Raw genomic sequence first — 22447 nt, forward strand, 5'->3', positions numbered from 1 at the left:
TCACTGCGGGACCACGGACCGGTTGTGCGATCCGTCTCGGCCGTCTCACGGTCTACGTCGTCACCGACGGCCGGTTGACCCACGAGATGCTGACCCATGACGGAGCAGCCGCGCCGACGGTGTCGCCGTCGGCGGAGCGTCCTGGCGACGACCGGCCGTCCGCCCCGCCGACCCCCGCCATCGCCTGGGACCGGCCCAGAGCGGCCGGACGCTGCCTAGGAGGCCTGGGCACCGCAGGCAGCGTCCCCGGGCGGCATGCGGCAGGCACGGGCATCGTGCCGGGGCACAGCTCAACCTCCTATCGGCGTCCGCAGCATCGGTGCGGGGTCGGAGAAGAAGGCGTGCAGGGGCAGGCTGCCCGATCCTCGGACGAGGGATCCTTCCCCCAGGCCGGTGGGCACGATGCGTTCGGCCGCCGCGGGGCGGCTGAGCCGGGCGGCGGCCGCCGCCCGGAGTGCGTCGAGGTGTTCGGGGGTCTGGAGCAGGCCGCCGCCGAGGACGAGCAGGTCAGGGTCCATGAGGTCGAGCAGGATGCCGGCGGCCGTGCCGACGTACTCGGCCCGTTCTTTGAGCAGCGCAGCGGCCTGTGTGCTGCCGGAGCGTGATTTGGTGACGAGTGACTCGAAGGAGGCGTGGGAGGGCACGACTCCGGCCTGGCGTGCGCGTTCGAGTACGGCGACGTCGCTGGCCAGCGCGGCGAGACAGTCGGTGCGCCCGCAGCGGCACGGTGTTCCCTGCGCGGTGTGCCCGAGCGGAAGGTGGTCGAGGGTTCCCGCCGCGGCATCGTGACCGAGCCGGAGGCGTCCGTCGACCATCAGTCCGGCGCCGACGATGTTGCCGATGAACAGGAAGATCGAGGAGTCGGCGTGCCGGGCGGCACCGAGATACGTCTCGGCCAGCGCCATGGCGCGAACGCTGCTGTCGATGAACACCGGGCCGTCGTCGGTGCCCAGTTCGTGTGCGAGCCGGACGTTCTTCCAGCCGAGCAGCGGGTGGTCGACGACGACACCCATATGCGGATCGACCCGGCCGCCGGTGGCCACGCCGGTGCCCAGGACGCGCTCCGGTCCTCCGGCCGTGGCGACGAGCTGGTCGCGCAGCTCGCGGGCCTCGTTGAGGATCGCCTTCTGCGTTCGGCTGCGGTGCGTGACGGCGTGTTCCGTGACGACGTTGCCGGCGAGGTCGAGGAGGCCTCCGGTGGTGCGGCGCAGGCCGATGTGGATGCCGACGAAGCGGTAGTAGGCGGTGTCCAGGGCTACGGGCACGCGCGGGCGCCCCATGTTGCCACCGGCCACCGCGGTGAGTTCGACCAGCATGCGGGCGCGCGCCATCTGCGCGGTGATCTTGGTCATGCTCGTGGCGCTGAGCCCGGTGGCATGGACGATCTCGGAGCGTGCCGACGGCCCGCGGTGCAGAAGGGTCCTGGCAACGAGTGCCGTGTTGCGGCGCCGCAGGCTCTCCAGACCGCTGCCGTGCGGCTGCGCCGTGCTGGGCAGCGGGCCGCCGTCGCGGCGCGGCGCGGCATCCTGTTCGTCGGTGTCAGCGGAGTACATCGTCACCCCGCAGCATGTCGATCTCGGCGCGAGAGGGCAGCCCTTCCCAGTCGCCGGGGCAGGCGACGTTCACGGCGGCGACAGCCGCCGCGGTCTCGAGTGCTTCTTGGGCAGTGCTGCCGCGAGCCAGCTCGACCAGGAGACCGGCGGCGAAGGAATCGCCCGCGCCCACCGGGTCGAAGGACTGCGCGGGATGCGCCGGCACCTCGTGCAGGCGGCCGTCGTCCCAGGCCACGGCACCGTCTGCGCCGCGCTTGACGACGGCGAGCCGGGGCCCGAGGCGACCGAGTGCTGTGGCCGCCTCGAAGGGGTCGGCCATCGGATGCTTCGTCAGTAGGGCGGCCTCTCTCTGGGTGGCGAGCACGATGTCGGCTCGCTTGATCACTTCCATGAGTATCGGTCGGGCCTCCATCGCCGTCCAAAGCGCCGAGCGGTAGTTGAGGTCGAAACATGTGGTCCGTCCGGCCTGTGCCGCCAACTCCAGTGCACGGAACACCGCTTGCCGGGCGCTCGCGGACAGTGCCGGAGTGATGCCCGACAGGTGCACCATCCGTGCCTGGGCCACGTGCTCGGGCAGGACATGCTCCGGAGCGAGCCGAGCGCCGGCGCTGTGCCGCCGGTAGTAGGACACCCGGGAGACGTCGGCGCTGCGCCGCTCCTTGAGCAGCAGACCGGTGGGCGACTCGGCGTCGATGACGACACCGTCGGTGTGCACCTGCTCGGCGCGGAGGTTTCTGAGGATGAGCCGGCCGACCTCGTCGTCGCCGACGACGCCCACCCAGGCCGCGCTGCCGCCCAGGCGGCTGACGCCGATGGCGACCGTGGTCTCGGCTCCGGCCATCGAGAGCCGCATCGGGCCCCCCATCCGCAACGGTCCGAGCCGCTCGCTCTCGAAGAGCCCCATCGTCTCGCCGTACGTGAGCACGTCGACGGTCATGAGACAGCAGCCTTCCATGCGCGGGCCCGCAACCGCAGCCGGGCGAGGTCCCCGGTCTCCAGAGTGTCGCCGGTCAAGGGTGAGCCGATCCCCAGGGCCACGGCGCCCGCTGCCAGCCATGCGGCCGCGTCGTCGAGTCCGACACCGCCCGTGGGCACTACTCCGGCCTCGGGCAGGGGTACGCGCAGCCGGCGGAGGAATCCCGGCTGGTGCGAGGCCGCCGGAAACAGCTTCACGAGTTCGGCGCCCGCCTCCAGCGCCGTGGCGATCTCGGTGGGCGTGAATGCTCCCGGCAGCATCGCGACGTCGTGGGCCCGTGCGTATTCGATCACCGGCACCGACAGGCTCGGCGAGACCAGGAAGCGTGCGCCGGCGTCCGAGGCCCGGCGAGCGTCGTCGACCGTGCGCACGGTGCCCGCGCCGGCCACCGCACGCCCGTCGAGGACCTCGACCGCACGACGCAGGGCGTCGAGCGCGCCGGGGCTGGTGAGGGGAAACTCCAGCACGCGTACGCCCTCCTCGACGAGTACCTGCGCCGCGGCCACCAAATGGTCGGTGCCGGAGCCCCGCAGGATCGCCACGAGGCGGGTGTCCCGGATCGCCTGGTAAGCGGTGGCCGCCTTCATGACGTCTCTCCTGACGGAGCGAGAACGGAGGCCTGCGTCGCACCGAGACCGCTGCCGCTCAGCTCGCCGGGGAAGTGGCAGGCGGCGTAGCGGCCGGGCGCCACCTCGGTGAGGAGCGGGCGTTCGGTGGCGCAGACGGTCCGTTCGGGGTCGGCCTTGGGGCCGATGGGGCAGCGGGTGTGGAAGCGGCAGGCCGGCGGGGGACTGATCGGGCTCGGCACGTCACCGGTGAGGACGATGCGCTCGCGGGCCCGCTCGCGCGCCGGATCGGGCTCGGGCACCGCGGACAACAGACTTGCGGTGTAGGGGTGTTGCGGCCGGGCCGTGATCTCTTCGGAGGGCCCCGACTCGACGATGTGGCCGAGGTACATGACCATGATCCGGTGCGAGATGTGCCGGACGGTCGCGAGGTCATGTCCGATGAAGAGGTAGGCGAGTCCCAGGCGCCGTTGAAGGTCCTGGAGCAGGTTCACGATCTGCGCCTGCAGCGACACGTCGAGGGCGGCCACCGCCTCGTCGCACACCAGCAACCGGGGGCTGACCGCGAGAGCGCGGGCGATGACGATGCGCTGCCGCTGGCCTCCGGAGAACTCGTGGGGGTAGCGGGACGCCACCTGTGGGTCCAGGCCCACCAGTTCGAGAAGCTCCGCCACGCGGCGCTTCGCCTCGGCGCCCCGGGCGAGCCCGTGAATCAGGAGGGGTTCGCCCACGGCATCCGCGACGGTCAGGCGCGGGTTGAGCGACGACATCGGGTCCTGGAAGACCAACTGGGTCTGGCCGCGGTACCATCGCAGGTCGCCGCCGCGCAGGACACCGACATCCCGGCCGTCGAAGCGGATGGCTCCCGATGTCGCCGGGTGGATGCCCAACAGGGCCTTGGCGAGTGTCGACTTCCCGCACCCCGACTCACCCACCAGGCCGAGCGTCTCGCCGGGCGCGATCGAGAAGTCGATGCCGTCGACCGCGCTGACCTGGACGGTTCTGCGTCGTACGGATCCGGTCCGCCGCTTCACCGGGAACCTCTTGACCAGACCGTGCACGCTCAACAGCGGCTCCTGGGCGTCGTGTTCGACGACGGGGTCCATGGCCGGTGCCGCCGGGGGCGGCGGTGGGAGCACCCCGTCCGCACCGGAGACCCAGCAGGCCCACTGGCGGCCGTGGTCCTCCTGGTGGAAGAAGGGCGGCTGCTCGGCGTGGCAGCGGTCCTCCGCGGCATCGCAGCGCGGCGCGAACGCGCAGCCGGGGATGGGCGCGATGAGGTTCGGCGGTCGGCCCTCGATGGGCAGCAGGGGCAGTTGCCGGGACGTGGCGAGGTGTGGTGTCGCTGCCAGGAGAGCCCGGGTGTACGGATGCCGGGGCTGGCCGAACAGCTCGTCCACCGGCGCCTGTTCGACGATGCGGCCGCCGTACATCACCGCCACCCGCTGGCATGAGCGCGCCACCACACCGAGGTTGTGGGTGATGAGCACGATGGCCGTGCCCAGGTCGCGATTGAGCTCGGCCAGCAGTTCGAGGATCTGCGCCTGGATGGTGACGTCGAGCGCCGTCGTCGGTTCGTCGGCGACGATGACGTCCGGCTCGTTGGCCAGCGCCATCGCGATCATCACGCGCTGGCGCATCCCGCCGGAGAACGCGTGGGGGTAGTCCGTCAGCCTGGCGTCGGGATCGGGGATGCCGACGCGTTCCATGAGCTCCAGGGCGCGGGATCGGGCCTGCGCGCCGGTGAACTTGCCGTGCGCGAGCATCGCCTCGACGAGCTGCTCGCGCACGCGCATCACCGGGTTCAGCGACGACATCGGATCTTGGAAGATCATGCTGATGCCGGCCCCGCGCACCTCGCGCATCTCCCTGTCGGAGAGCTTGAGCAGGTCGCGTCCGCGGTAGATCACCTCACCGGACACGACGCGTCCCGGCGGCCTGACGATGCGCATCAAGGACATGGCGGTCACGGACTTGCCCGAGCCGGACTCGCCGACCAGAGCGAGGGTCTCGCCGGCCTGGACGTCGAAGGACACGCCGCCGACCGCCCGGACGACACCGCGCTCGGTGGTGAAGTGGGTGGTGAGGTCTCGTACTTGCAGGACCGGTTCGGTCATGAGCGATCATCCTCCGGAAGCCGGGCGAGCAGTCCGCCGTCCACGGGGAGGACCGCTCCGGTGACGAACGAGGCGTCGGGGCCGGCGAGGAAGGCGACGCAGCGCGCGACCTCCGCCGGCCGACCGGCCCGGCGCAGCGGATAGAGCGCCACCACGTCCTCCAGCCGCTGAGGGTCGCGCCAGATGCGGGCGTTGCGTTCGACCGCGACGAAACCCGGCGCCACGGCGTTGACCCGTACTCCCAAGGGGCCCCACTCGACTGCCGCGTTGCGGGTGAACGCCGTGAGACCCGCTTTGGCCGTGGCATACGCGCCGAAGCCGGTCAGGCCCCCGTGCGCGTGGACGGAGGTGACGTTGACGATGGCGCCCGGACGGGAGTCCAGGGCGGCCACGAAGCGGCGGCTGAGCGCGACCGGCGCGCGAAGGGAGACGGCCAGGGTGTGATCCCAGCCCTCGTCGGTGCCGTCGAGCAGAGTGGCGCGCTCTTCGGCGAACGCGCAGTTGACCAGGACTCCGAGCGAACCGGGCAGCGATGCCGCGACGTTGAGGCACTCGTCGTGAACCTTGGCGTCGGCGATGTCTCCGACAACGGAGTGCCACGGCCCGTCGTCCGTGACCGCGTCGTCGATGTCGACGGCGACGACATGACTGCCGAGTTCGTGGAGGCGGGAGGCGACGGCGCGGCCGATGCCGCGCGCCGCGCCGGTGACGATGCTGGTGGTGCCCTCCAGCGTGGCCATGGTCAGATCACCATCCTGTTGGTCGGCAGCGTCCTCGCCGGGGTCCAGGCGGGTCGACCGCGGTGTCGTTGATGCGCAGGCACTGGCTGTCCGGTACATCGGCGAGGTGGCGGGTGCCGTCCTCGGTCTTCTCGTAGACGCACAGCCCTGACGTAGGTACGAGCGTCCCGTGCCCGGTGAGGGCGACGGCCGGGACGGGCGGCGCCAGTTCGGTGGTCGAGGTGGTTTCGGCCTCGGGGTCCGTGGCGTGGATGGCGGTAGCGTCGGAGGTCGCGGCTGCGATGTTCGTAAAGCTCGGGTTCGCGTTCATCGGCGCAGGAGTCCCCGGTTGAGGCCGTCGGCGATCAGGTTGAAGCCCAGCACCAGTGCGGTGACCACGACGATGGGGCCCAGCGCGTACCACTGGTTCTGGTTGAGGAAGTTGACGCTCGTGCGCAGCAGCGCGCCGAGTGAGGGTGCCGGTGGGCGGACGCCGATGCCGACGAAGCTCATGGCGCCTTCGATGAACACGGCCATCGACAGGCTGAGGGCCGCCTGCACGATCAGGGCGTCAAGGGCGTTGGGCAGGATGTGCCGCACGATGACGCGTGCCCGGCCGGCGCCGATGACCTCGGCCGCGACGACGTAGTCGCGGCTGCGCTGGGACTGGAGCGCCGAGCGGGTCAGCCGCCCGAACAGCGGGACGTTGACGAGGATCACCGTGACCATGATCGCTGTCATGCCGGGGCCTACGGCGGTGGCGGCCACGGCCACCCCCAGGACCAGGGCGGTGAAGGCCAGCATGACGTCGAAGATCCGCTGGATGACGGCGTCCACGAAGCGGTGCAGCCCGCAGGCCAGGCCGAGCACGGTGCCCACGACGGCGCCGATCGGCACCGCGACTCCGGCGACGAGGACGTCCTGGCGGATGCCGTAGAGCACACGGCTGAAGACGTCGCGTCCGAATTCGTCGGTGCCCAGCAGGTGCGCCGCGCTGATCCCGGCGAAGCTGTCGCCGCCCTGGGCGTCGGCGCCGTACGGCGCTGTCCAGGGGGCGAGGATGCCGAGGAGGAAGAGGACCGCGACGATGGCGATTCCGGCGACGGTCTCGGGACGGCGCAGGGCGCGGGCCCAGCGGGAGCGCTCGGCTTCCGTCGGGACGGCGACGGTCGAGGGTGCGGTGACGGCGGTCATCACGCCTCCAGGCGAACGCGCGGGTCGACGGCGGCGTGGGCGAGATCGGTGAGGGTCTGGATCACGACGAACACCGCGACGGTGAACAGGAGCAGGTCCTGGACGAGGACGTAGTCGCGGTTGAGGACGGAGGCGACCAGCAGGTCCCCGATGCCGTGCCAGCCGAAGATCGCCTCGACCACGATGGCGCCGCCGAGGAGCTGGCCGACCTGGATGCCCAGCACCGTGAGGACCGGCGGCAGGGCGTTGGGAATGATGTGGGCCCGCACCAGGCGGCGGGTGCGCAGACCCTTGGCGAGGCCGGTGCGGACGAACTCCTCGTCCTGCACCTGGCGGATCGACGCGGAGAGGAATCGCGCGAGGATCGCGGCCGTGGGCAGGCCGAGGCACACGGCCGGCATCAGCAGGTACTGGACGGCGATCTCGGGGTCCTGGGCCAGGGAGACGTAGCCGCCCGAGGGCAGCAGCCGGATCGTCACGGCGAGGAGCAGGACCAGGAGCACGCCGCTGACGTACGGCGGGATCGCGAAGGCGAGTGAGACCAGCCCGCCGGCCACCTTGGTCAGCACCCGGTTGCGGCCGACGCCGAGGACCACGCCGGCGATGCCGCCGAGAAGGAGCGCGACGAAGAGAGCGGCGAGCGTCAGGGAGACGGTCTGGCCGAGTGCGTCTCCGATGGCCGCGGTCGCGGGCTGCCGGCGGACGTAGGAGGTTCCGAGGTCGCCCGTGAGGATCCCGCGCACCCATTCCAGGTACTGGGTGACGACGCTCTGGTCCAGGCCGAGGTTGTGGCGTACGGCCGCGACGGTGGCCGGGGTGGCGTCCGGCCCGGCCAGGACGTCCGCCGCGTCGCCCTGCGCGAGCCGGGGGACACAGAAGACCAGGACCGAGGCCACAGCGAGCACGAGAGCTGCCGAGGGCAGTCGCTTGAGGGCGTATCGCAACATGGCCGCGCATCACTTCGTCAGGTACGCGTCGTCGAGATCGAGGTAGTCGTACAGGTTGTACTTCAGGTCCTTGAGCTTGGTGGAGATCGTGAACGTGTGCGAGCTGACGACCAGGTCGTTGACGAACTCCTGCTTGAGCAGGAAATCGTTCATCTTGGCGTAAGCGGCATGGGCCTTGCTGCCGCCCGGTGTCGTCCAGACTTGCTGGGCGAGGGTGCGGTAGGTGCCGGAGTCGAAGTTGGAGGCGTTCTTCTCCGCGTTGAACGGGAACGCGCCCTTGACCAGGGTCGCCGGGTTGAGCTGGCCGAAGCCGTGGACGTTGACGAACAGGCCGGGCAGGCCGCCGCCGGACAGCTTGCCGAAGAAGTCGGCTGCCTGAAGGGGCACGAGCTTTGCTCTCAACCCGGCCTGCTTGAGGTCGAATTGGACGATCTCGGCGATGGCCTGGTTCGTCGGCAGACCGGAGTTGAAGACGATGTTCACCGCTGCGTTCTTGGCGCCGGCCTGCGCGATCAGCTGCTTCGCCTTGCCGAGGTCGTGGTGATAGGTGTCGGCCTTGTCCTTGTCGAACGCCGGCGAGGACGGCGACCAGGGCAGTGAACTTGTCTGCCCGATGCCGGCGAGCACCTGCTTGAGGATCCGGTCGCGATCGACGGCCCAGGCGACGGCCTGGCGGAACTGCGGCTTGTTCAGCGGTGGGACCGTCACGTTGGAGCCGATGTAGTACGCGGCGTCGGCGGCGTCGGAGGCGACGACCTTGAAGTTGGGGTCGCCCTTGAGGGACACGGTGTCAAGTGGTGCGAGATCGAGGGCCAGTTGGCTCTGACCCGACCGGAGAGAGGCCTTCATCGACTGCGACTGACTCTGGACGCTGATGTTGACCTTGTCCAGGTACGGGCGCCCCGACTTCCAGTAGTGGTCGTTCCTCTTGAGCTGAAGTCCGGAACCCGGGGTGTACTTGACGACCTTGAACGGACCCGTTCCGACGAACTTCTTGCCTGCCAGGAGGTCGTCGAAGGTGGCCTTGTCCACGATGGGCATGACCTCGAACAGGTCGAACAGGTTGGACACCGGCTGTGCCATGCGCAGGGTGAGCGTGTGGGCGCCGTCGGCCTTCATGCTGGTGATCGCCTGAGCCACGTGCTTGAACTGCGAGGGCACGTCCTGCCGTGTGATCGCCTTGATGGTGAAGATGACGTCGTCGGCGGTGAAGGGACGACCGGAGTGGAAGGTCACCCCGTCCCGCAATTGCAGCGTGATCGACTTGTGGTCGGGGGACCACTTCCAGCTGGTCGCGAGCTGCGGCTGGGGCTTCAGGGTGGTGTGGTCGTACTCCGTCAGGGTGTTGAACACGGTTCTGATGACCGAGAAGTTCGGGTTGTTCTGGGACAGGAAGGTGTTCGGCGCGATGTCGGCGCTCTGGGCGATGTTCAGGGTGCCGCCCTGCTTGCGCCCGGACGAACCCGCGTCGTCGACGGCCGACTTGCACCCCGAGGAGGCGAGGGCGAGGCAGGCCATGCCTGCCGTCACGACGAGCGCGCCGCGTCGGGTGGGCACGCGCTGCGAGTGGTGCTGGGGTATGGACATGACGCTCCCCTTAAAGGGCGGTGGACCACAGGACTCGAAGACTCCGATGCCGTGTGTCGAGGGTCAGGCCGAGACCTGGACGGTCGTCGGCGTGGAGGTGACCCTCGGTCATGCGTTCCAGACCTCCGACGAGATCGGACCGCCAGGGCGTTTCGCCGAACTGGTACTCCAACTCGGTGGCGTTGGGGCAGACGGAGAAGAGGTGGGCGGCGGCCGCGGTGGCCACCGGACCCGACGGGTTGTGCGGCGAGACGGCGAGTTCCGGCACACCGCGCGCGATCGACACCACACGCTCGATGCCGCCCGCGTGCTTCACATCGGGCATCAGGATATCGATCAGGCCCTCCGACACCGCGATGTCGGCCTCTGCGGCGTCGAACATCAACTCGCCGCCGGCGAGCGGGATCGACGTGGCGGCCCGCAACGCGCGAAGGTCCTGTGTCCGGTCCAGGGCGACCGCGTCCTCCAGCCACCCGATGCCGAGGTCTTCGAGCGCCGGCAGCAGCCGGTGGATCTCCTCGACGGGAAGTCTGTCGTGGCAGTCCGCCCTCAACTCGACGTCCTCGCCCACCGCTTGGCGGATCGCGCGAAGCCGGCGCAAACCGGTGGCGGCAAGCGATCGACCTCCGTCCTCGACGTCGAACGGCGCGCATTTCACCGCGGAGAATCCGGCCGCAACCGCCTTCGAAGCTGCCGCCGCCACATCGCCCGGCGCCCGCCCGCCGGGCACCCGGTTGATGTTGGCGTACAGAGGCACCGGTGCGGGAGCTGAACCACCGAGCCATTTCCACACCGGTTCACCCGCCGCCTGTGCGGCGTGATCGGTGAGCAACTGCTCCAGTCCGCCCATGAGCGTCGCCGTGACGAACGCGTCCGGGCCCCTCTGCTCGCCGACGCGCCGCGCGAGTGCGTCGAGAATGCCGACGCGCTCCGCGATCAGGTCCCGTCCTCGCAACTCCCCGGCGACAAGTGCCAGTTCGGCCACCAGCTTCGCGGGGTGCCCAGAGTCGGAGCACTCGCCCAGCGCAAGGTGATCGGCGTCCCTGAGGACCACGAAATGCCACTGTGTCCGGTCGCTGACGTGCGACTCCAGCAGCTCCAGCGTGCGGCCCATCGGCGCCTCCCTTGGTTGCTACACAGTAGAAATTAAGTAGGACGGTGTCAACGGTTGCTCACCCGACCCGTAGGCACGAGGGGAATTAGTCCAGGCGACGGGGCATTTAATCCGCTTCTCAGTGCCTTGCAGACTCTTTTCCTCCGGCTCTAACGTCTGGCCACGACGCACGAGTGCGGGGCGAACGGCGACCCTCGCTCCCGAAGGAGACGTGAGAGCGCGTGATATCCGGAGATGGTGATCGTGGCACGGCCACGCGTCCGGAACGGCTGATCGCCGGCCGGTACCTGCTGTACGACGTTCTCGGCAGAGGCGGCATGGGGACGGTCTGGCGTGCCCACGACCAGCTGCTGGATCGACCGGTCGCCGCCAAGGAACTGCACATCCTCACGGCCGGTGACGAGGACCACCGCGTACGGGTACGGCGGACCATCCGCGAGGCCCGCGCCGTCGCCAGGGTGCCGCACCCGCACGTGGTCGGAGTCCACGACCTGGTCGAGTCCGAGGACCAGCTGTGGATCGTCATGGAGTTCATCGAGGGGTCCTCACTGGCCCATCGGATCACCGAGACCGGGCCCCTCACACCCCAGCAGGCCGCCGCCGTCGGCGTGCAGCTGATCGACGCGCTGGACGCCGTCCACCTGGTCGGCACCCTGCACCGTGACGTCAAGCCCGCCAACGTGCTGCTGCGTCGCGACGGCAGCGCCGTCCTCACCGACTTCGGCATCGCGGCCTTCGACGACGGCGAGTTCCTGACGACCACCGGTGAACTGGTCGGCTCCGTCGAGTACATGGCACCGGAGCGCGTGACGGGAGCCGAGGCCGGACCGCCCTCCGACCTGTGGTCACTGGGCGCGACGCTCGCCACGGTGTGCGGCGGTCAGTCCCCCTTCCGCAGACCGGGAGCGCCCGCGACGATGCACGCGGTGGCGTACGAGGAACCCGTTCTGGCGGAGCGGCTCGGGCCGCTGCGCCCGGTCGTGGAGGCACTGCTGCGCAAGTCCCCCAGGAGCGTCCTTCGGCGGCGGCCGTGCGCTCCGCGCTGCAAGGCGTCGTGTCCGGCCGGACGGATGTCGAGCTGCTGCCGCCGGCGACCGTGCGCGAGTTCCGGCCTCTGGCCCCGTTGGCCGAAGTGGACACGATGACCGGTGGCCAAAACCTGCCCGCTCCGCCCGGCACGGCCGTGCCGACGGGGCGCCACACGGCGTCGCCGCCCGTACTCCCGCCGCCGCAGCCGTCCCACACGGCGAAACCGAGGCGGCCATGGTGGGCGCTGGCCGGAACGGCCGTGCTGGCGGCGAGCGTTGCGGGTGGCCTCTTCCTCACCGGGACGCTGCCGCTCAAGAACGAACCGAAGGCGACCACGGCCGGCCAGGTGGTCCGGTCGGCGGCCGGCTGGCAGTCGGTTGCCGGAGTGTCCGTCCAGCGGGGAGACCGGATCACGGTGCAGTTCGTCTCCGGCGAATGGACGGCCAACTACCGAACGTTGCCCATGACCGGGCCGGCCGGCTACGACGCGAACGCCGACAAGCTGCCGGTCGGAACGAAGGCCTGCAAGGTCAAGGGTTCAGCCCCGTACGGCGCCCTGCTGGCGCGACTGGTGGGCGAGGAGGACTTCCCGGTCCACACGGTCGGTCGGAGGTTCACCTTCCGGGCGGCCGCCGACGCCGCCCTGCAACTGGGCATCAACGACGCCGCCGGACTCTGCTCCGAGGACAACAAGGGCACGCTCACCGTGCAGGTGAGCGTCACACATCAAAGTTGACGGGACGCGGGCAGGCCCGACGGGGTCTGCTCGGGGACGCCGGTCAGCCAGTCGCGGTGCAGCAGCGGCAGGGTGTGCTGCACGTTCTGGATGCCGACGGCCGGCAGGTACAGCTCGAAGCGTGTGCCGGGCCGTCCGTCCGGGCGGTCCGACACGGTGACCCGGCCGCGGTGGAGGGCGGCCTGCTGGGCGACCAGCGTGAGTCCCAGGCCGGATCCGGGGCTGTCCGGGCCCCGGCGGAAGCGCTGGAAGATCTCCTCACGGAGGCCCGGCGGGATGCCGGGGCCGTGGTCCTCCACGACGAGCACCGCAGTCGCCTGATGCCCGCCGCCAGGCGGGCGCAGGGCCACGTCGATGCGCGCGACACCGTCCTCGGCGCGGCCGTGGGTCCAGGCGTTGGTCAGCAGGTTGTCCAGGGCCGAGCGCAGTCCCTGCTCCCAGCCGTGCACGCGTATCCCTGAGATGGCCTGCACGGACACCTCGGCGTCGGGGTGCGCGCGTCGCAGGTCGGAGGCCGACACGGCCACGAGCTCCGCGAGGTCCAGCGGCGTGAACGCGTCCGCCTCGATCAGGTCACCCTGCGCGAGCGCTTTGAGCATCACCAACAGCCCGACAAGCCGGGCGTGTTCGCGTTCGAGGTCGTCGAGCACCTCCGTCCGGTCCTCGGCGCCGAGGTCGGGGTGGTCGGTGAGGATGTCGAGGTTGGTGCGCATGCTCATCAGCGGAGTGCGCAGCTCGTGGGAGGCGGTCGCGGCGAACGCTCGGGCGGTGGCCAGCGCCTCCCCGGTGCGGGCGACCTGCTCGTCGTAGCGGGCGAGTACGGTCTGCACCGTGTACGCCAGGTCGTCCACCTCGGCGATCCGGGTCGGCGTGTGCTCCAGGCGCGCGGTGCTGGTCCTGGGGTCCAGTCCGCTGGTACGGCGCTGCAGTCGCCGTAGCGGAAGCACCGCCCGGGCGGCGATGGCCCAGGCGGCGGCCCCGGCGAGGGCCGCGGCCAGCAGTGCGCCGGTCAGCACCCGCTTTCGTACCAGTGCCAGTTCGTCCTCGGCGGTGTCCGGTGACAGCAGCCACAGATTCGGGGTGGTGCCTTCCTTCGCGGCACCGACGCGCAGCGACAGCACGAGCCAGTCCTTGCCGCCGGTGGTCACGGTGACGGGGTTCGGGGCACTGGGGGGCAGCGTCGGGTACGGCTGCGGCTGCGGGCCGGCCGTGATCGGGTCCCCCGGGCCGGTCAGCCGGACGCCCACGTCCCGCGCGGAGTTGATGAGCCGGTGCCGGCGGACCCGCTGCAGGAGCGGGTGGTCGGTCCCGGCGACGTCCAGGTACGCCTTGGCGTTCTTGGCGACGACGGTTGCCCGGGCGCGCAGTTGGTCGTCCTGGTGTGCGCGCAGGTCGATGCTGACCAGGTGCAGCAGCAGCCAGCCGGAGGCAAGGACGAGCGCGGGCACGCTCGCGCCGACCGTGAGGGCGATACGGGTGGTGAGTTTCACGACGCATCCTCGATGGGCGGGGCCTGGCGGTCTGCGCGAAGGACGAATCCGACGCCGCGGACGGTGTGCAGGAGCCGGGGCCGGCCGCCCGCCTCGAGCTTGCGTCGCAGATAGCTGACGAAGGTGTCGACGGCGTCGCTGCGGACCTGGAAATCGTATCCCCAGACCCAGTCCAGCAGTTGCTCGCGGGTGAGGGCGATGCCGGTGTTGCGGACCAGGACCTCAAGGAGTGCGAACTCGCGGCGAGTCAGCTGGAGTTGACGGCCGTCCAGGGACGCCTGGTGGGCGGCCGGGTCGAGGACGAGGCCGCCGACGCGGAGGGGTGCGGTGGGGGCCGGCGGGCGGCGACGTAGCAATGCATGCAGCCGTAGGACCAACTCCTGCAGGGCGAACGGCTTGAGGAGGTAGTCGTCCCCGCCCGCCTGCAGACCCGCCACTCGGTCAGCCGTCTCGTCCAGTGCGGAGAGCATGAGAACGGGCACATCGTCGCCGTCGTTGCGCAGGGCCTGGCACACGTCGATGCCGTTGAGATCGGGCATGCAGATATCCATGACGATGATGTCGGGGCGGCCGGCGCGCGCTTCCGCCAGACCGGAGTGACCGCCGTCCGCAACGGTCACAGTGAATCCGCTCAGTCTCAGCCCTCGTTCGAGCGACCGCCGTATCGCCGCGTCGTCGTCGACCACCAGCACCCGTCCGGCCTTGCCTGCCATGCACACCCCGATTTCACCGCGTCGAACGAGCTTGCCTGAAGGAGGCCGATCAAAGCACTGTCAGGGCCTCTGGCTCCAGCCCGGACGGGCCGGTCGGGGTCAGGCCGCGACCGCGGGACCGCCTCGCCCGATACTGCGACGGCGTACATCCCTTGATGCGCCTGAAGCTCCGCGAGAAATGCTCGGAACCGGAGAATCCGCAGCGGCGCCCTACGTGGACGATGGTGTCGTCACCGTGCTCCAGATACTTGCATGCCAAATCGATCCGGAGCTCGGTGAGATAGCGGTACGGGGTGAGTCCGGTGGCGGTCTTGAAACAGCGTACGAAGTGGAAGCGGCTGAAGGAGACCAGGGACGCCAGATCGCCGACCGAAACCGGTTGAGCGAGGTTCTCCCGCATATACGACAGAATTGTCTCGAGCTGCCGTGAGCTCAGCGAACCGGCTGCCTTTCCCGAGCCGCAGGCATGCGGGGCGAGGAGATGAGCGACGATGAACTGCGCCGCCGACTGCGCGTAAAGGTCATCCGCGCCGACCTCGCTCGCGGCGGCCACCGCCTTCACCATTGCGGCGAGGAGCGGGTCGAAGCGCAGCACCGGGTACGGGTCCCGGAGAAACGGGGCCCGTGACCGCAGGTCCTCCTCGGCGATGAATCGGCGCAGGGTCCCGGCCGAGAGGGTGAGGGTCGCGATCGTGGCAGGTCCGTCGCCCGCCGGTGCCACGACCAGCGTCCGGCTCAGCCCCGGCGGGATGATGTACACGTCGTCAGGAAGCGGGAACGCCTGTTTCTCTGCCCGTGTTTCGCGACCTTCACGAATTTCCAGAAGGCCGGTCAGTTGAGCATTCAGTTTCATTCCGGAAGATGACGGTAGGTGGAGCGTGTGCACGCCCTTCGTGAACGTCTGCTTCCATACGTGCAGGGAGCGCCATGTTCCGCTCCCCACCCCGCTGGTTACCTCCAACGCCCGGTTTCCTCTCGCCCGTTGCTCATGACTCACGACACTGGTGCCGTATCCAGAGTGCGGGGGAGCGGAAGGCTGCCGCAAGGCGACCTGTGTCGGATTAATTGGCCTCGGCGCGGAATAATTCGGCGAAAGGCAAGCGGATATTGACCGGGGCGGAATCGTGCTGACACGCTGCTCCGCATGATTCGCACTCGTCAATTACTGACACTGGCGGTCGGCTTGGCGGCGATGGTGTTTTCCGCCCAGAGCGGCGCGAGCGGGGCGACGACCAACGCCCCCGATCCCATCACGCAGCCCGCCGCAGCCGTAGCCGCGGCCAAACCGAACATCGTCTTCGTCCTCACCGACGACATGTCCTCGAATCTGCTGCAGTACATGCCGGAGGTGAAGAAGCTCCAGTCGCAGGGCACGACGTTCAGCGACGACGTGGTCAGCAACTCGCTGTGCTGCCCCTCGCGTTCGTCCATCTTCACCGGCATGTACCCGCACAACACCGGAGTCCTCGGCAACGACGGACCCAACGGTGGTTTCAGCGCCTTCCACGACAACGGGCTGGAGAAGGACACCTTCGCCACGGCCCTGAAGTCCAAGGGCTACCGGACCGCCATGATGGGCAAGTACCTCAACGGCTACAACCCCGAGGACACGGTCGACGGCCAGCAGCCGTACGTGCCGCCGGGCTGGAGCCAGTGGGACGTCGTCGGCAACGGTTATCCCGAATACAAGTACAAGCTCGCCCACAACCACTCGATCGAACCGCACGGGAAGAAGGACAAGGACTACCTGACCGACGTCCTCAGCAAGAAGGGCCAGTCCTTCATCAAGAAGTCCGCGGCGGCGAACAAACCGTTCATGCTGGAGGTCGCGCTCTTCACCCCGCACGGCCCGTCCAGGCCGGCCCGCCGGGACAAGCATGACTTCCCCGGTCTGAAGGCCCCGCACAGCCCCGCCTTCGACAAGCTGCCCACCAACGCGCCGCCGTGGCTGGCCCGGCAGCACCCGTTGACCCACAGCGAGAAGCACACCATCAACAAGAAGTTCCGCAAGCGCGCACAGTCGCTCCAGGCCGTCGACAAGCTGCTCGGCAAGCTGCGCGAGTCCCTGACCAGGGCCCACGTCGCGGACAAGACCTACGTCGTGTTCAGCTCCGACAACGGCTTCCACCTGGGTGAGTACCGCCTCAAGGCCGGGAAGCAGACGGCTTTCGACACCGACGTACGCGTGCCGCTGGTGATCGCCGGCCCCCATGTCGCGGCGGGGCGGACCAGCCACGCCCAGGTGTCGAACATCGACTTCGCCCCCACCTTCCAGAAGATCGGCGGCGCTGCCGTCTCGTCCCGGGTGGACGGGCACAGCCTGCTCCCGCTGCTGGACGGCGGATCGGACGCGGGCTGGCGCACGGCCAACCTGATCGAACACCGCCACGCCAAGAAGTCACCTGACGACCCCGACAACCACGGGGGCGAGAGCATCAGCCCGCCGAACTACCACGCCATGCGCACCGCCTCGTACACCTATGTCGAGTACGACAGCGGCGCGAAGGAGTACTACGACCGCCGCACCGACCCCGACCAACTGCACAACACCGCCGGCCGGTTGAGCGGGCCCCGCCTGGCAGAGCTGCACGATGCGCTGACCCGGCTGGAGAACTGCCGCGGCGACGGATGCTGGAGCGCCGGCCATCCCTAGCCCCCTCCCCAGACTCCCTTCCCGTTGAGGGGAGTAGGGGCGCCCGGGCTGTCCCCCGCAGCCCGGGCGCCCCATTGAATCGGCCGTGATCTGCACCTATAGACATCAAGAGAGTGGAACCCGCATGACTTCGTCACGTCCATATCCGCCCACCCGCCGGACACTACTGGCCTCGATGGCCGGTGCCGCCGTAGCCGGATCCGCGATCGTCTCCGCCGCCCCGCGCGCCTTCGCCGACTCCGATGCCGGCGACGCAGCGCGAGGTGGACTTCCGCTCACGGTCGTCAACAACAGCGGCGATTTCGCCAACCGCTCGGTGCACTTGTACGTCGTGGGCAGCAAGGGAAACCGGCAGGTGCGACTCACCCGGCGCGGCACCCTGGCGCCCGTCAAGCTCTCCGACAACCACGCGGGTGGCTTCACCGACTACGCCATCCCGCTGGCCGCCCGCGGCAAGACCACGCTGCACCTGCCGTTCATGTCCGGCCGCATCTACGTCGCACTGGGCCACAAGCTGAAGTTCAAGGCCGTCAGGGGCGCCGACGGCAACACTGGCCTGCAGCAGCCGGCGGGCTGGGTGGAGTCCGACCCCAACTACCCGGTGCTGCACGACTTCGTGGAGTTCACCCACGACGCGTCCGGCATGCACTGCAACACCACCATGGTCGACATGTTCAGCGTGCCGATGATGATCCGGCTGACCGGAGCGAAGGACCACAGCACCGGCAGGCTGCGCGACGGCGGCCGAGCCCGCGTCTTCCACTCCCTGCGCAACAACCACGACTTCTCGCGCCTCGTCGTGGGGGACCGGCGCATCATCGCCCCGAGCCACGGACTCGACGCCGGCCATTTCCCCCAGCACTACTTCGACCACTACATCGACAAGGTCTGGCACACCTACCAGCACAAGAACCTCGTCGTCAGGACGAACGCCGGCACCTTCACCGGCCGCGTCCGGGACCACAGGCTCACCTTCACCGGCCCGGCATCGGTGTCCTTCGCCAAGCCCTCCACGCGTGACGTGCTCTTCTGCGACGGGGCCTCGCCGCTCCCAACGACGGGACCACCGGCCCCGTGGCCGCCGTCCTGGGCGCCGGCTTCAACCGCTCGACACTGCTGAGCCACCCCAAGCAGCCCACCACCCGTGCGGCCACCTTCTACGGCCCCGCCGTCACCAACCACTACGCCAAGGCCATTCACGCCGCGACCAGCAACGGCAAGGCCTACGGCTTCGCCTTCGACGACGTCGCCGACTGGGCCTCCTACATCGAGGACGGCAGGCCCCAGCACATGCACCTGACGCTGACCCCGTTCTGACGCGCCCGCTCGTGCCTGCAGCAGGCGACCACAGAGGGAGTACCTGGTGAAGAGATACCGTGAGTGGCTTCTCGCGGCTGTGCTGTGTGTCATGCCGGCGGTCGCGGCCGCCGGAGCCGAGCACACAACCGTGGCCGACGTTTCCCGCACCGTGCCGATCGCCGCGGCTGTCGCCGCACCCGACGCCCGCGCGGCTGCCGGTTCCGCCCACACGGTGACGTTCGTCAACCGGTCCGGGAAGAAGCTGTGGATCGGAAGCACCGTCAACAAGGGGGAACCCGACGGCAATTCGAAGAACCTGAAATCGCTGCCCGTTCTCAAGCCGGGGCAGTCGGCGACAGTGAAGATCCCGGAGAACGAGGCACCCCACCACTGGCGCGGCAAGTTCTTCGCCCGCCAAGGGTGTTCGGGCAAGTCGGGAAGTACGTTCCACTGTGCCATCGGCGACTGCGGGCATTTCGCCAAGCACTGCGCGACGGGTGAACAGCCGGTCAGTCTCGCCGAGTTCAACTTCGACCAGAAGGACCAGAAGGCGCCCTGGTACGACGTCAGCTACGTCAACGCCTTCTCGCTGCCCGTCACGATCGCACCCAAGGGCGCCGACAAGGTCACCAAAAACGGCTCGTGCTCCAAGCAGGGCTGCCGGAAGAACCTTCTCCGCAACTGTCCGAAGCCCGACCGGGTTCACAACGCCGCAGGGAAGACGGTGCTGTGCGTCAACCCGAGCCGGGACGCCCAGTCAGCCTACAGTCACGCCATCAAGAAGCACTGCCCGAAGGCGTACGCCTGGTCCAAGCAGGACACCGAGACCGGCAACGAGACGATGAAGCAGTGCAGCAGGTGCAAGGGCTTCGTCGTGACCTTCTGGTAGTCGCCTCGGGACGCTCACTCGCGCAAGACCTGGTCCGGGGTGCGCACCGCTGCGTAGGCGAACTCCCAGAAGTCCAGGTGTCCGATGGCCAGGTTCACGTGCACCCTGTTGACCAGCGTGGGCAACAGGCGGAAGACGCAGCCGAGTTCCTCGTCTCCCTCCTCCAGGTCCTCGGGCCTGGTGGAGACCGCGAGGAGGCTGTGGTCGCCCGTCATCGAGACGGCGTCGGCAAGGAACACCACTTCGAGCCGCGGGTCGGCCGCCATGACGGACAGGACCACGTCATCCGGGCTCGCTCCCGCATACCCACGGTCGTCCACCAAATGGTTGCGGACGTCGAACTCGCCGTCGGGCTGATCGAGGAGCGCAACGACCGCTCGCCACGCCGCGTCGTCCGAGTAGTCGGTACGGACGACAAGGGCTTCGGTCTCGAAGTCATGCCCTGCACGGTCGATGGTCGGTCGCATGAACTGGCCTCTCGGAAGACTTGCGGGACGGAATGATGAGTTGGCGCTACGGCAAAAACTAATGTCCGCAGGTGTCGCGATCGAACTCCCTGAGCAACAACTCCCGCTCGTGCAGCAACTATTGAGCCTTTTCGCCCGACGGCGCCAGGTAGCTTCGTCGTCGGTTTACCGATGGGCAACACGCCCTTACTCCAAGGAGTTTTCCGCATGCGAAAGTTGCGTGCTGTCTACGCCGTTCTCACGGCCGTACTGATAGCCATCTCCGCGATCAACCTGAGCGCCGGCACGGCGTCCGCCGCGGACCATCGAGGCGGCTTCGTCGTCAGCAAGGCGCAGTACAACAAGATGTTCCCGCACCACAAGAAGCTCTACACGTACAAGGGTCTGGTCAAGGCGATGAAGGCGTTCCCGGCCTTCGCGCACACCAGAGACGCGAAGACCCGGAAGCGTGAGGCCGCTGCCTTTCTCGCGAACGTCAGCCACGAGACCAGCGGGCTGATCTACATCAACGAGCAGAACAAGGCCGCCTGGCCGACCTACTGCGCCGACGAGCCGTACGGCTGCCCGGCCGGCCAGTCCGCCTACCACGGCCGCGGCCCGCTCCAGATCAGCTGGAACTACAACTACAAGTCGGCCGGCGACGCGTTCCACGTCGACCTGCTGCACCACCCCGACCTCGCGGCGAAGAACTCCGCCGTGACCTGGAAGCTCGCCCTCTGGTACTGGATGACCCAGTCGGGCCCCGGCACCATGACGCCGCACCACGCGATGGTCAAGCACGGCGGCTTCGGCGAGACGATCCGCAGCATCAACGGCGGCATCGAGTGCAACGGCGGCAACCCGGCCGAGGTGCAGGACCGGATCGCCAAGTACAAGAAGTTCACCAAGATGCTCCACGTCGGCACCGGCCAGCACCTCAGCTGCTGACGTCCGCAATGTTCCCGGGCTCCCGGCTCCCGGGCCAGGAGCCCCCGACCTTCAACAGGGAGACGTCATGCGGAAAGTACGCTTCCTCGCCCTGCCGTTCATGCTCTCGGCCCTTCTCGTGGCCGGCGGCCAGGGCATCGCGCCCACTGCGTTCGCGGCCGGCGGCCATTCCCCTGCCGCCACCTCCGCGGCAGAGAAGAAGGGCATCAGCGCCTGGAAGTTCGACGGAGTCACCAAGGCGCTCGCCGACTCGAAGTCCGGCTGGTTCTACACCTGGTCCTCGGACAAGGGCGGCATCAAGCCGCCGCGCGGTGTCGAGTTCGTGCCCATGATCCACGACGCGGGCTCGGTGACGAAGAAGGAGCTCGGCCGAGCGAAGAGGCAGGGCAAATCCCTGCTCGGCTTCAACGAGCCCGACAGGCCGGATCAGGCGCACATGACCGTGAACCAGGCACTCGACCTGTGGCCCCGGCTGCAGTCGACCGGTCTGCGGCTCGGTGCTCCCGCCGTGGCGACCGGCGGCGATGTCGCCGGGGGCTGGCTGGACCGGTTCATGAAGGGGGCCAAGGCCCGGCACTACCGGGTCGACTTCATCCCCCTGCACTGGTACGGCGCGGACTTCAACAGCCCGCGGGCGACAGAGCAGTTGCGCAGGTACCTCCAGGCCGTGCACAAGCGCTACAAGAAGCCGATCTGGCTCACCGAATACGCCCTCATCGACTTCTCGTCCGGCACCCCGCGCTATCCGACCAAGGCGCAACAAGCCGCATTCGTGAAGAAGTCGACGGCCATGCTCCAGCACCTGTCCTACGTCCGCCGGTACGCGTGGTTCACCCTCTCGACCAACCGCGGTGACGGCACCGGCCTTTATCAGGGTGCGCATGCCAACCGGGTGGGCGCCGCCTATCGCGCGGCGGGCTGACAGACCCTCACCGGCTATTCCGATCCAACGACACAGCGACACAACGACACACCAACGCATCGACGCATCGACGAGAGAAGAGAGACGAGGCCAAGAACATGAGCAAGCGAATCCTGCACGCCTCTCTCGCGGCCGGAGCCGCCGCACTGACCGCCGTGGTCGCGCTCGCTCCGGCGAGCTCGGCCGCGCCCGACTCCGCACAGGCCCACAGGCACTCGTGCTGGGCGACGCACTACGGCCCGGTACCCCCGGGCAGCACCACGTCCAACGGTGACATCTTCGACAACAGCAAGAACACCGCGGCGACTTCGCTCACCCGCAGGCACCAACTGCCGTTCGGCACGCGGGTGAAGGTCACCAACGTGGCGAACGGCAAGTCCCTGGTCGTGCGCATCAACGACCGCGGCACGTTCAAGCACACCAAGCAGGAACCCAAGTGCCTGGACCTGACCGACGGCGCCTTCAGTAGGCTCGGCGGCAGCCTCAACCCCGACGCCGGTCACATCGTCGTCCGGCAGAAGGTGCTCCACTGACCCCTGCGGCCGCCGA

At 69.0% G+C, this 22447-nt stretch carries 21 protein-coding genes and 1 pseudogene; 8 read left to right on the top strand and 14 right to left on the bottom strand.

All coding sequences use genetic code 11. The features are described from left to right. Positions 1-290: 290 nt before the first annotated feature. The 10 genes from ACGFYN_RS40430 to ACGFYN_RS40475 are packed head-to-tail and all read right to left on the bottom strand — an operon-like array spanning position 291 to position 10773. On the bottom strand, positions 291-1553 hold the full coding sequence (locus tag ACGFYN_RS40430) for an ROK family protein (protein WP_393870992.1): 1263 nt from the start codon (positions 1551-1553) through the stop codon (positions 291-293). Then, positions 1540-2490: a sugar kinase gene (locus tag ACGFYN_RS40435; protein ID WP_393870993.1), complete on the bottom strand. Its 951-nt coding sequence runs from the start codon at positions 2488-2490 to the stop codon at positions 1540-1542. Before ACGFYN_RS40435 ends, ACGFYN_RS40430 begins: the two co-directional genes overlap by 14 nt. Continuing rightward, positions 2487-3116 (bottom strand): bifunctional 4-hydroxy-2-oxoglutarate aldolase/2-dehydro-3-deoxy-phosphogluconate aldolase, encoded by a 630-nt coding sequence (locus ACGFYN_RS40440; RefSeq protein ID WP_393870994.1) that lies wholly within the window; start codon positions 3114-3116, stop codon positions 2487-2489. Before ACGFYN_RS40440 ends, ACGFYN_RS40435 begins: the two co-directional genes overlap by 4 nt. Beyond that, on the bottom strand, positions 3113-5212 hold the full coding sequence (locus ACGFYN_RS40445) for a dipeptide ABC transporter ATP-binding protein (RefSeq protein WP_393870995.1): 2100 nt from the start codon (positions 5210-5212) through the stop codon (positions 3113-3115). Before ACGFYN_RS40445 ends, ACGFYN_RS40440 begins: the two co-directional genes overlap by 4 nt. After that, the gene (locus ACGFYN_RS40450) at positions 5209-5952 is read right to left on the bottom strand and encodes an SDR family NAD(P)-dependent oxidoreductase (RefSeq protein WP_393870996.1); all 744 of its coding nucleotides are present in this window, start codon (positions 5950-5952) and stop codon (positions 5209-5211) included. Before ACGFYN_RS40450 ends, ACGFYN_RS40445 begins: the two co-directional genes overlap by 4 nt. Positions 5953-5959: 7 nt before the next feature. Beyond that, positions 5960-6262 (bottom strand): hypothetical protein, encoded by a 303-nt coding sequence (locus ACGFYN_RS40455; protein WP_393870997.1) that lies wholly within the window; start codon positions 6260-6262, stop codon positions 5960-5962. Continuing rightward, a complete protein-coding gene (locus ACGFYN_RS40460) occupies positions 6259-7125 on the bottom strand; it encodes an ABC transporter permease (protein WP_393870998.1) in 867 nt (288 codons plus the stop codon). The genes ACGFYN_RS40455 and ACGFYN_RS40460 overlap by 4 nt, the downstream gene beginning before the upstream one ends. Next, entirely contained in the window at positions 7125-8072 is a 948-nt protein-coding gene (locus ACGFYN_RS40465) for an ABC transporter permease (RefSeq protein ID WP_393870999.1), read from the bottom strand. The genes ACGFYN_RS40460 and ACGFYN_RS40465 overlap by 1 nt, the downstream gene beginning before the upstream one ends. Before the next feature lie 9 nt (positions 8073-8081). After that, complete coding sequence (locus ACGFYN_RS40470; RefSeq protein WP_393871000.1) at positions 8082-9659, bottom strand: ABC transporter substrate-binding protein; 1578 nt, start codon at positions 9657-9659, stop codon at positions 8082-8084. 10 nt (positions 9660-9669) lie between these two features. Next, positions 9670-10773, bottom strand: a complete 1104-nt coding sequence (locus ACGFYN_RS40475) for a mandelate racemase/muconate lactonizing enzyme family protein (RefSeq protein ID WP_393871001.1) — start codon at positions 10771-10773, stop codon at positions 9670-9672. A gap of 221 nt (positions 10774-10994) precedes the next feature. On the opposite strand from ACGFYN_RS40475, the gene ACGFYN_RS40480 reads away from it, so the two are divergent. Then, positions 10995-11918, top strand: coding sequence for a serine/threonine-protein kinase (locus tag ACGFYN_RS40480; RefSeq protein WP_393871002.1), 924 nt, complete (start codon positions 10995-10997; stop codon positions 11916-11918). Next, the gene (locus ACGFYN_RS40485; RefSeq protein WP_393871003.1) at positions 11915-12538 is read left to right on the top strand and encodes a hypothetical protein; all 624 of its coding nucleotides are present in this window, start codon (positions 11915-11917) and stop codon (positions 12536-12538) included. Before ACGFYN_RS40480 ends, ACGFYN_RS40485 begins: the two co-directional genes overlap by 4 nt. On the opposite strand, the gene ACGFYN_RS40490 is transcribed toward ACGFYN_RS40485, so the two are convergent. Genes ACGFYN_RS40490 through ACGFYN_RS40500 form a run of 3 tightly spaced genes read right to left on the bottom strand, consistent with a single transcriptional unit; the run spans position 12529 to position 15594 of the window. Beyond that, entirely contained in the window at positions 12529-14028 is a 1500-nt protein-coding gene (locus ACGFYN_RS40490) for a sensor histidine kinase (RefSeq protein ID WP_393871004.1), read from the bottom strand. The two genes, ACGFYN_RS40485 and ACGFYN_RS40490, sit on opposite strands and share 10 nt — an antisense overlap. After that, positions 14025-14741: a response regulator transcription factor gene (locus tag ACGFYN_RS40495; protein ID WP_393871005.1), complete on the bottom strand. Its 717-nt coding sequence runs from the start codon at positions 14739-14741 to the stop codon at positions 14025-14027. The genes ACGFYN_RS40490 and ACGFYN_RS40495 overlap by 4 nt, the downstream gene beginning before the upstream one ends. 49 nt (positions 14742-14790) lie before the next feature. Further along, positions 14791-15594, bottom strand: a complete 804-nt coding sequence (locus tag ACGFYN_RS40500) for a helix-turn-helix domain-containing protein (protein WP_393871006.1) — start codon at positions 15592-15594, stop codon at positions 14791-14793. A 291-nt stretch (positions 15595-15885) separates the two neighbouring features. On the opposite strand from ACGFYN_RS40500, the gene ACGFYN_RS40505 reads away from it, so the two are divergent. From ACGFYN_RS40505 to ACGFYN_RS40515, 3 genes and pseudogenes are all read left to right on the top strand, one after another. Next, positions 15886-17394: a sulfatase gene (locus ACGFYN_RS40505; RefSeq protein WP_393871007.1), complete on the top strand. Its 1509-nt coding sequence runs from the start codon at positions 15886-15888 to the stop codon at positions 17392-17394. Positions 17395-17569: 175 nt separating this feature from the next. Further along, positions 17570-18711: pseudogene (locus tag ACGFYN_RS40510) on the top strand (beta-1,3-glucanase family protein). A 46-nt stretch (positions 18712-18757) separates the two neighbouring features. After that, complete coding sequence (locus ACGFYN_RS40515; protein ID WP_393871008.1) at positions 18758-19582, top strand: thaumatin family protein; 825 nt, start codon at positions 18758-18760, stop codon at positions 19580-19582. A gap of 14 nt (positions 19583-19596) precedes the next feature. On the opposite strand, the gene ACGFYN_RS40520 is transcribed toward ACGFYN_RS40515, so the two are convergent. After that, positions 19597-20049, bottom strand: coding sequence for a DUF6924 domain-containing protein (locus ACGFYN_RS40520; RefSeq protein ID WP_393871009.1), 453 nt, complete (start codon positions 20047-20049; stop codon positions 19597-19599). 207 nt (positions 20050-20256) lie between these two features. Between ACGFYN_RS40520 and ACGFYN_RS40525 the strand changes: the two genes are divergently transcribed. From ACGFYN_RS40525 to ACGFYN_RS40535, 3 genes are all read left to right on the top strand, one after another. Beyond that, a complete protein-coding gene (locus tag ACGFYN_RS40525) occupies positions 20257-20976 on the top strand; it encodes a chitinase (RefSeq protein WP_393871010.1) in 720 nt (239 codons plus the stop codon). Positions 20977-21043: 67 nt separating this feature from the next. Further along, on the top strand, positions 21044-21898 hold the full coding sequence (locus ACGFYN_RS40530) for a glycoside hydrolase family protein (protein WP_393871011.1): 855 nt from the start codon (positions 21044-21046) through the stop codon (positions 21896-21898). Between the two features lie 98 nt (positions 21899-21996). Further along, a complete protein-coding gene (locus tag ACGFYN_RS40535; RefSeq protein ID WP_393871012.1) occupies positions 21997-22431 on the top strand; it encodes a septal ring lytic transglycosylase RlpA family protein in 435 nt (144 codons plus the stop codon). Positions 22432-22447 lie beyond the last annotated feature (16 nt).

This window comes from Streptomyces sp. NPDC048419 (assembly GCF_043200415.1).
Classification (GTDB): Bacteria; Actinomycetota; Actinomycetes; order Streptomycetales; family Streptomycetaceae; genus Streptomyces.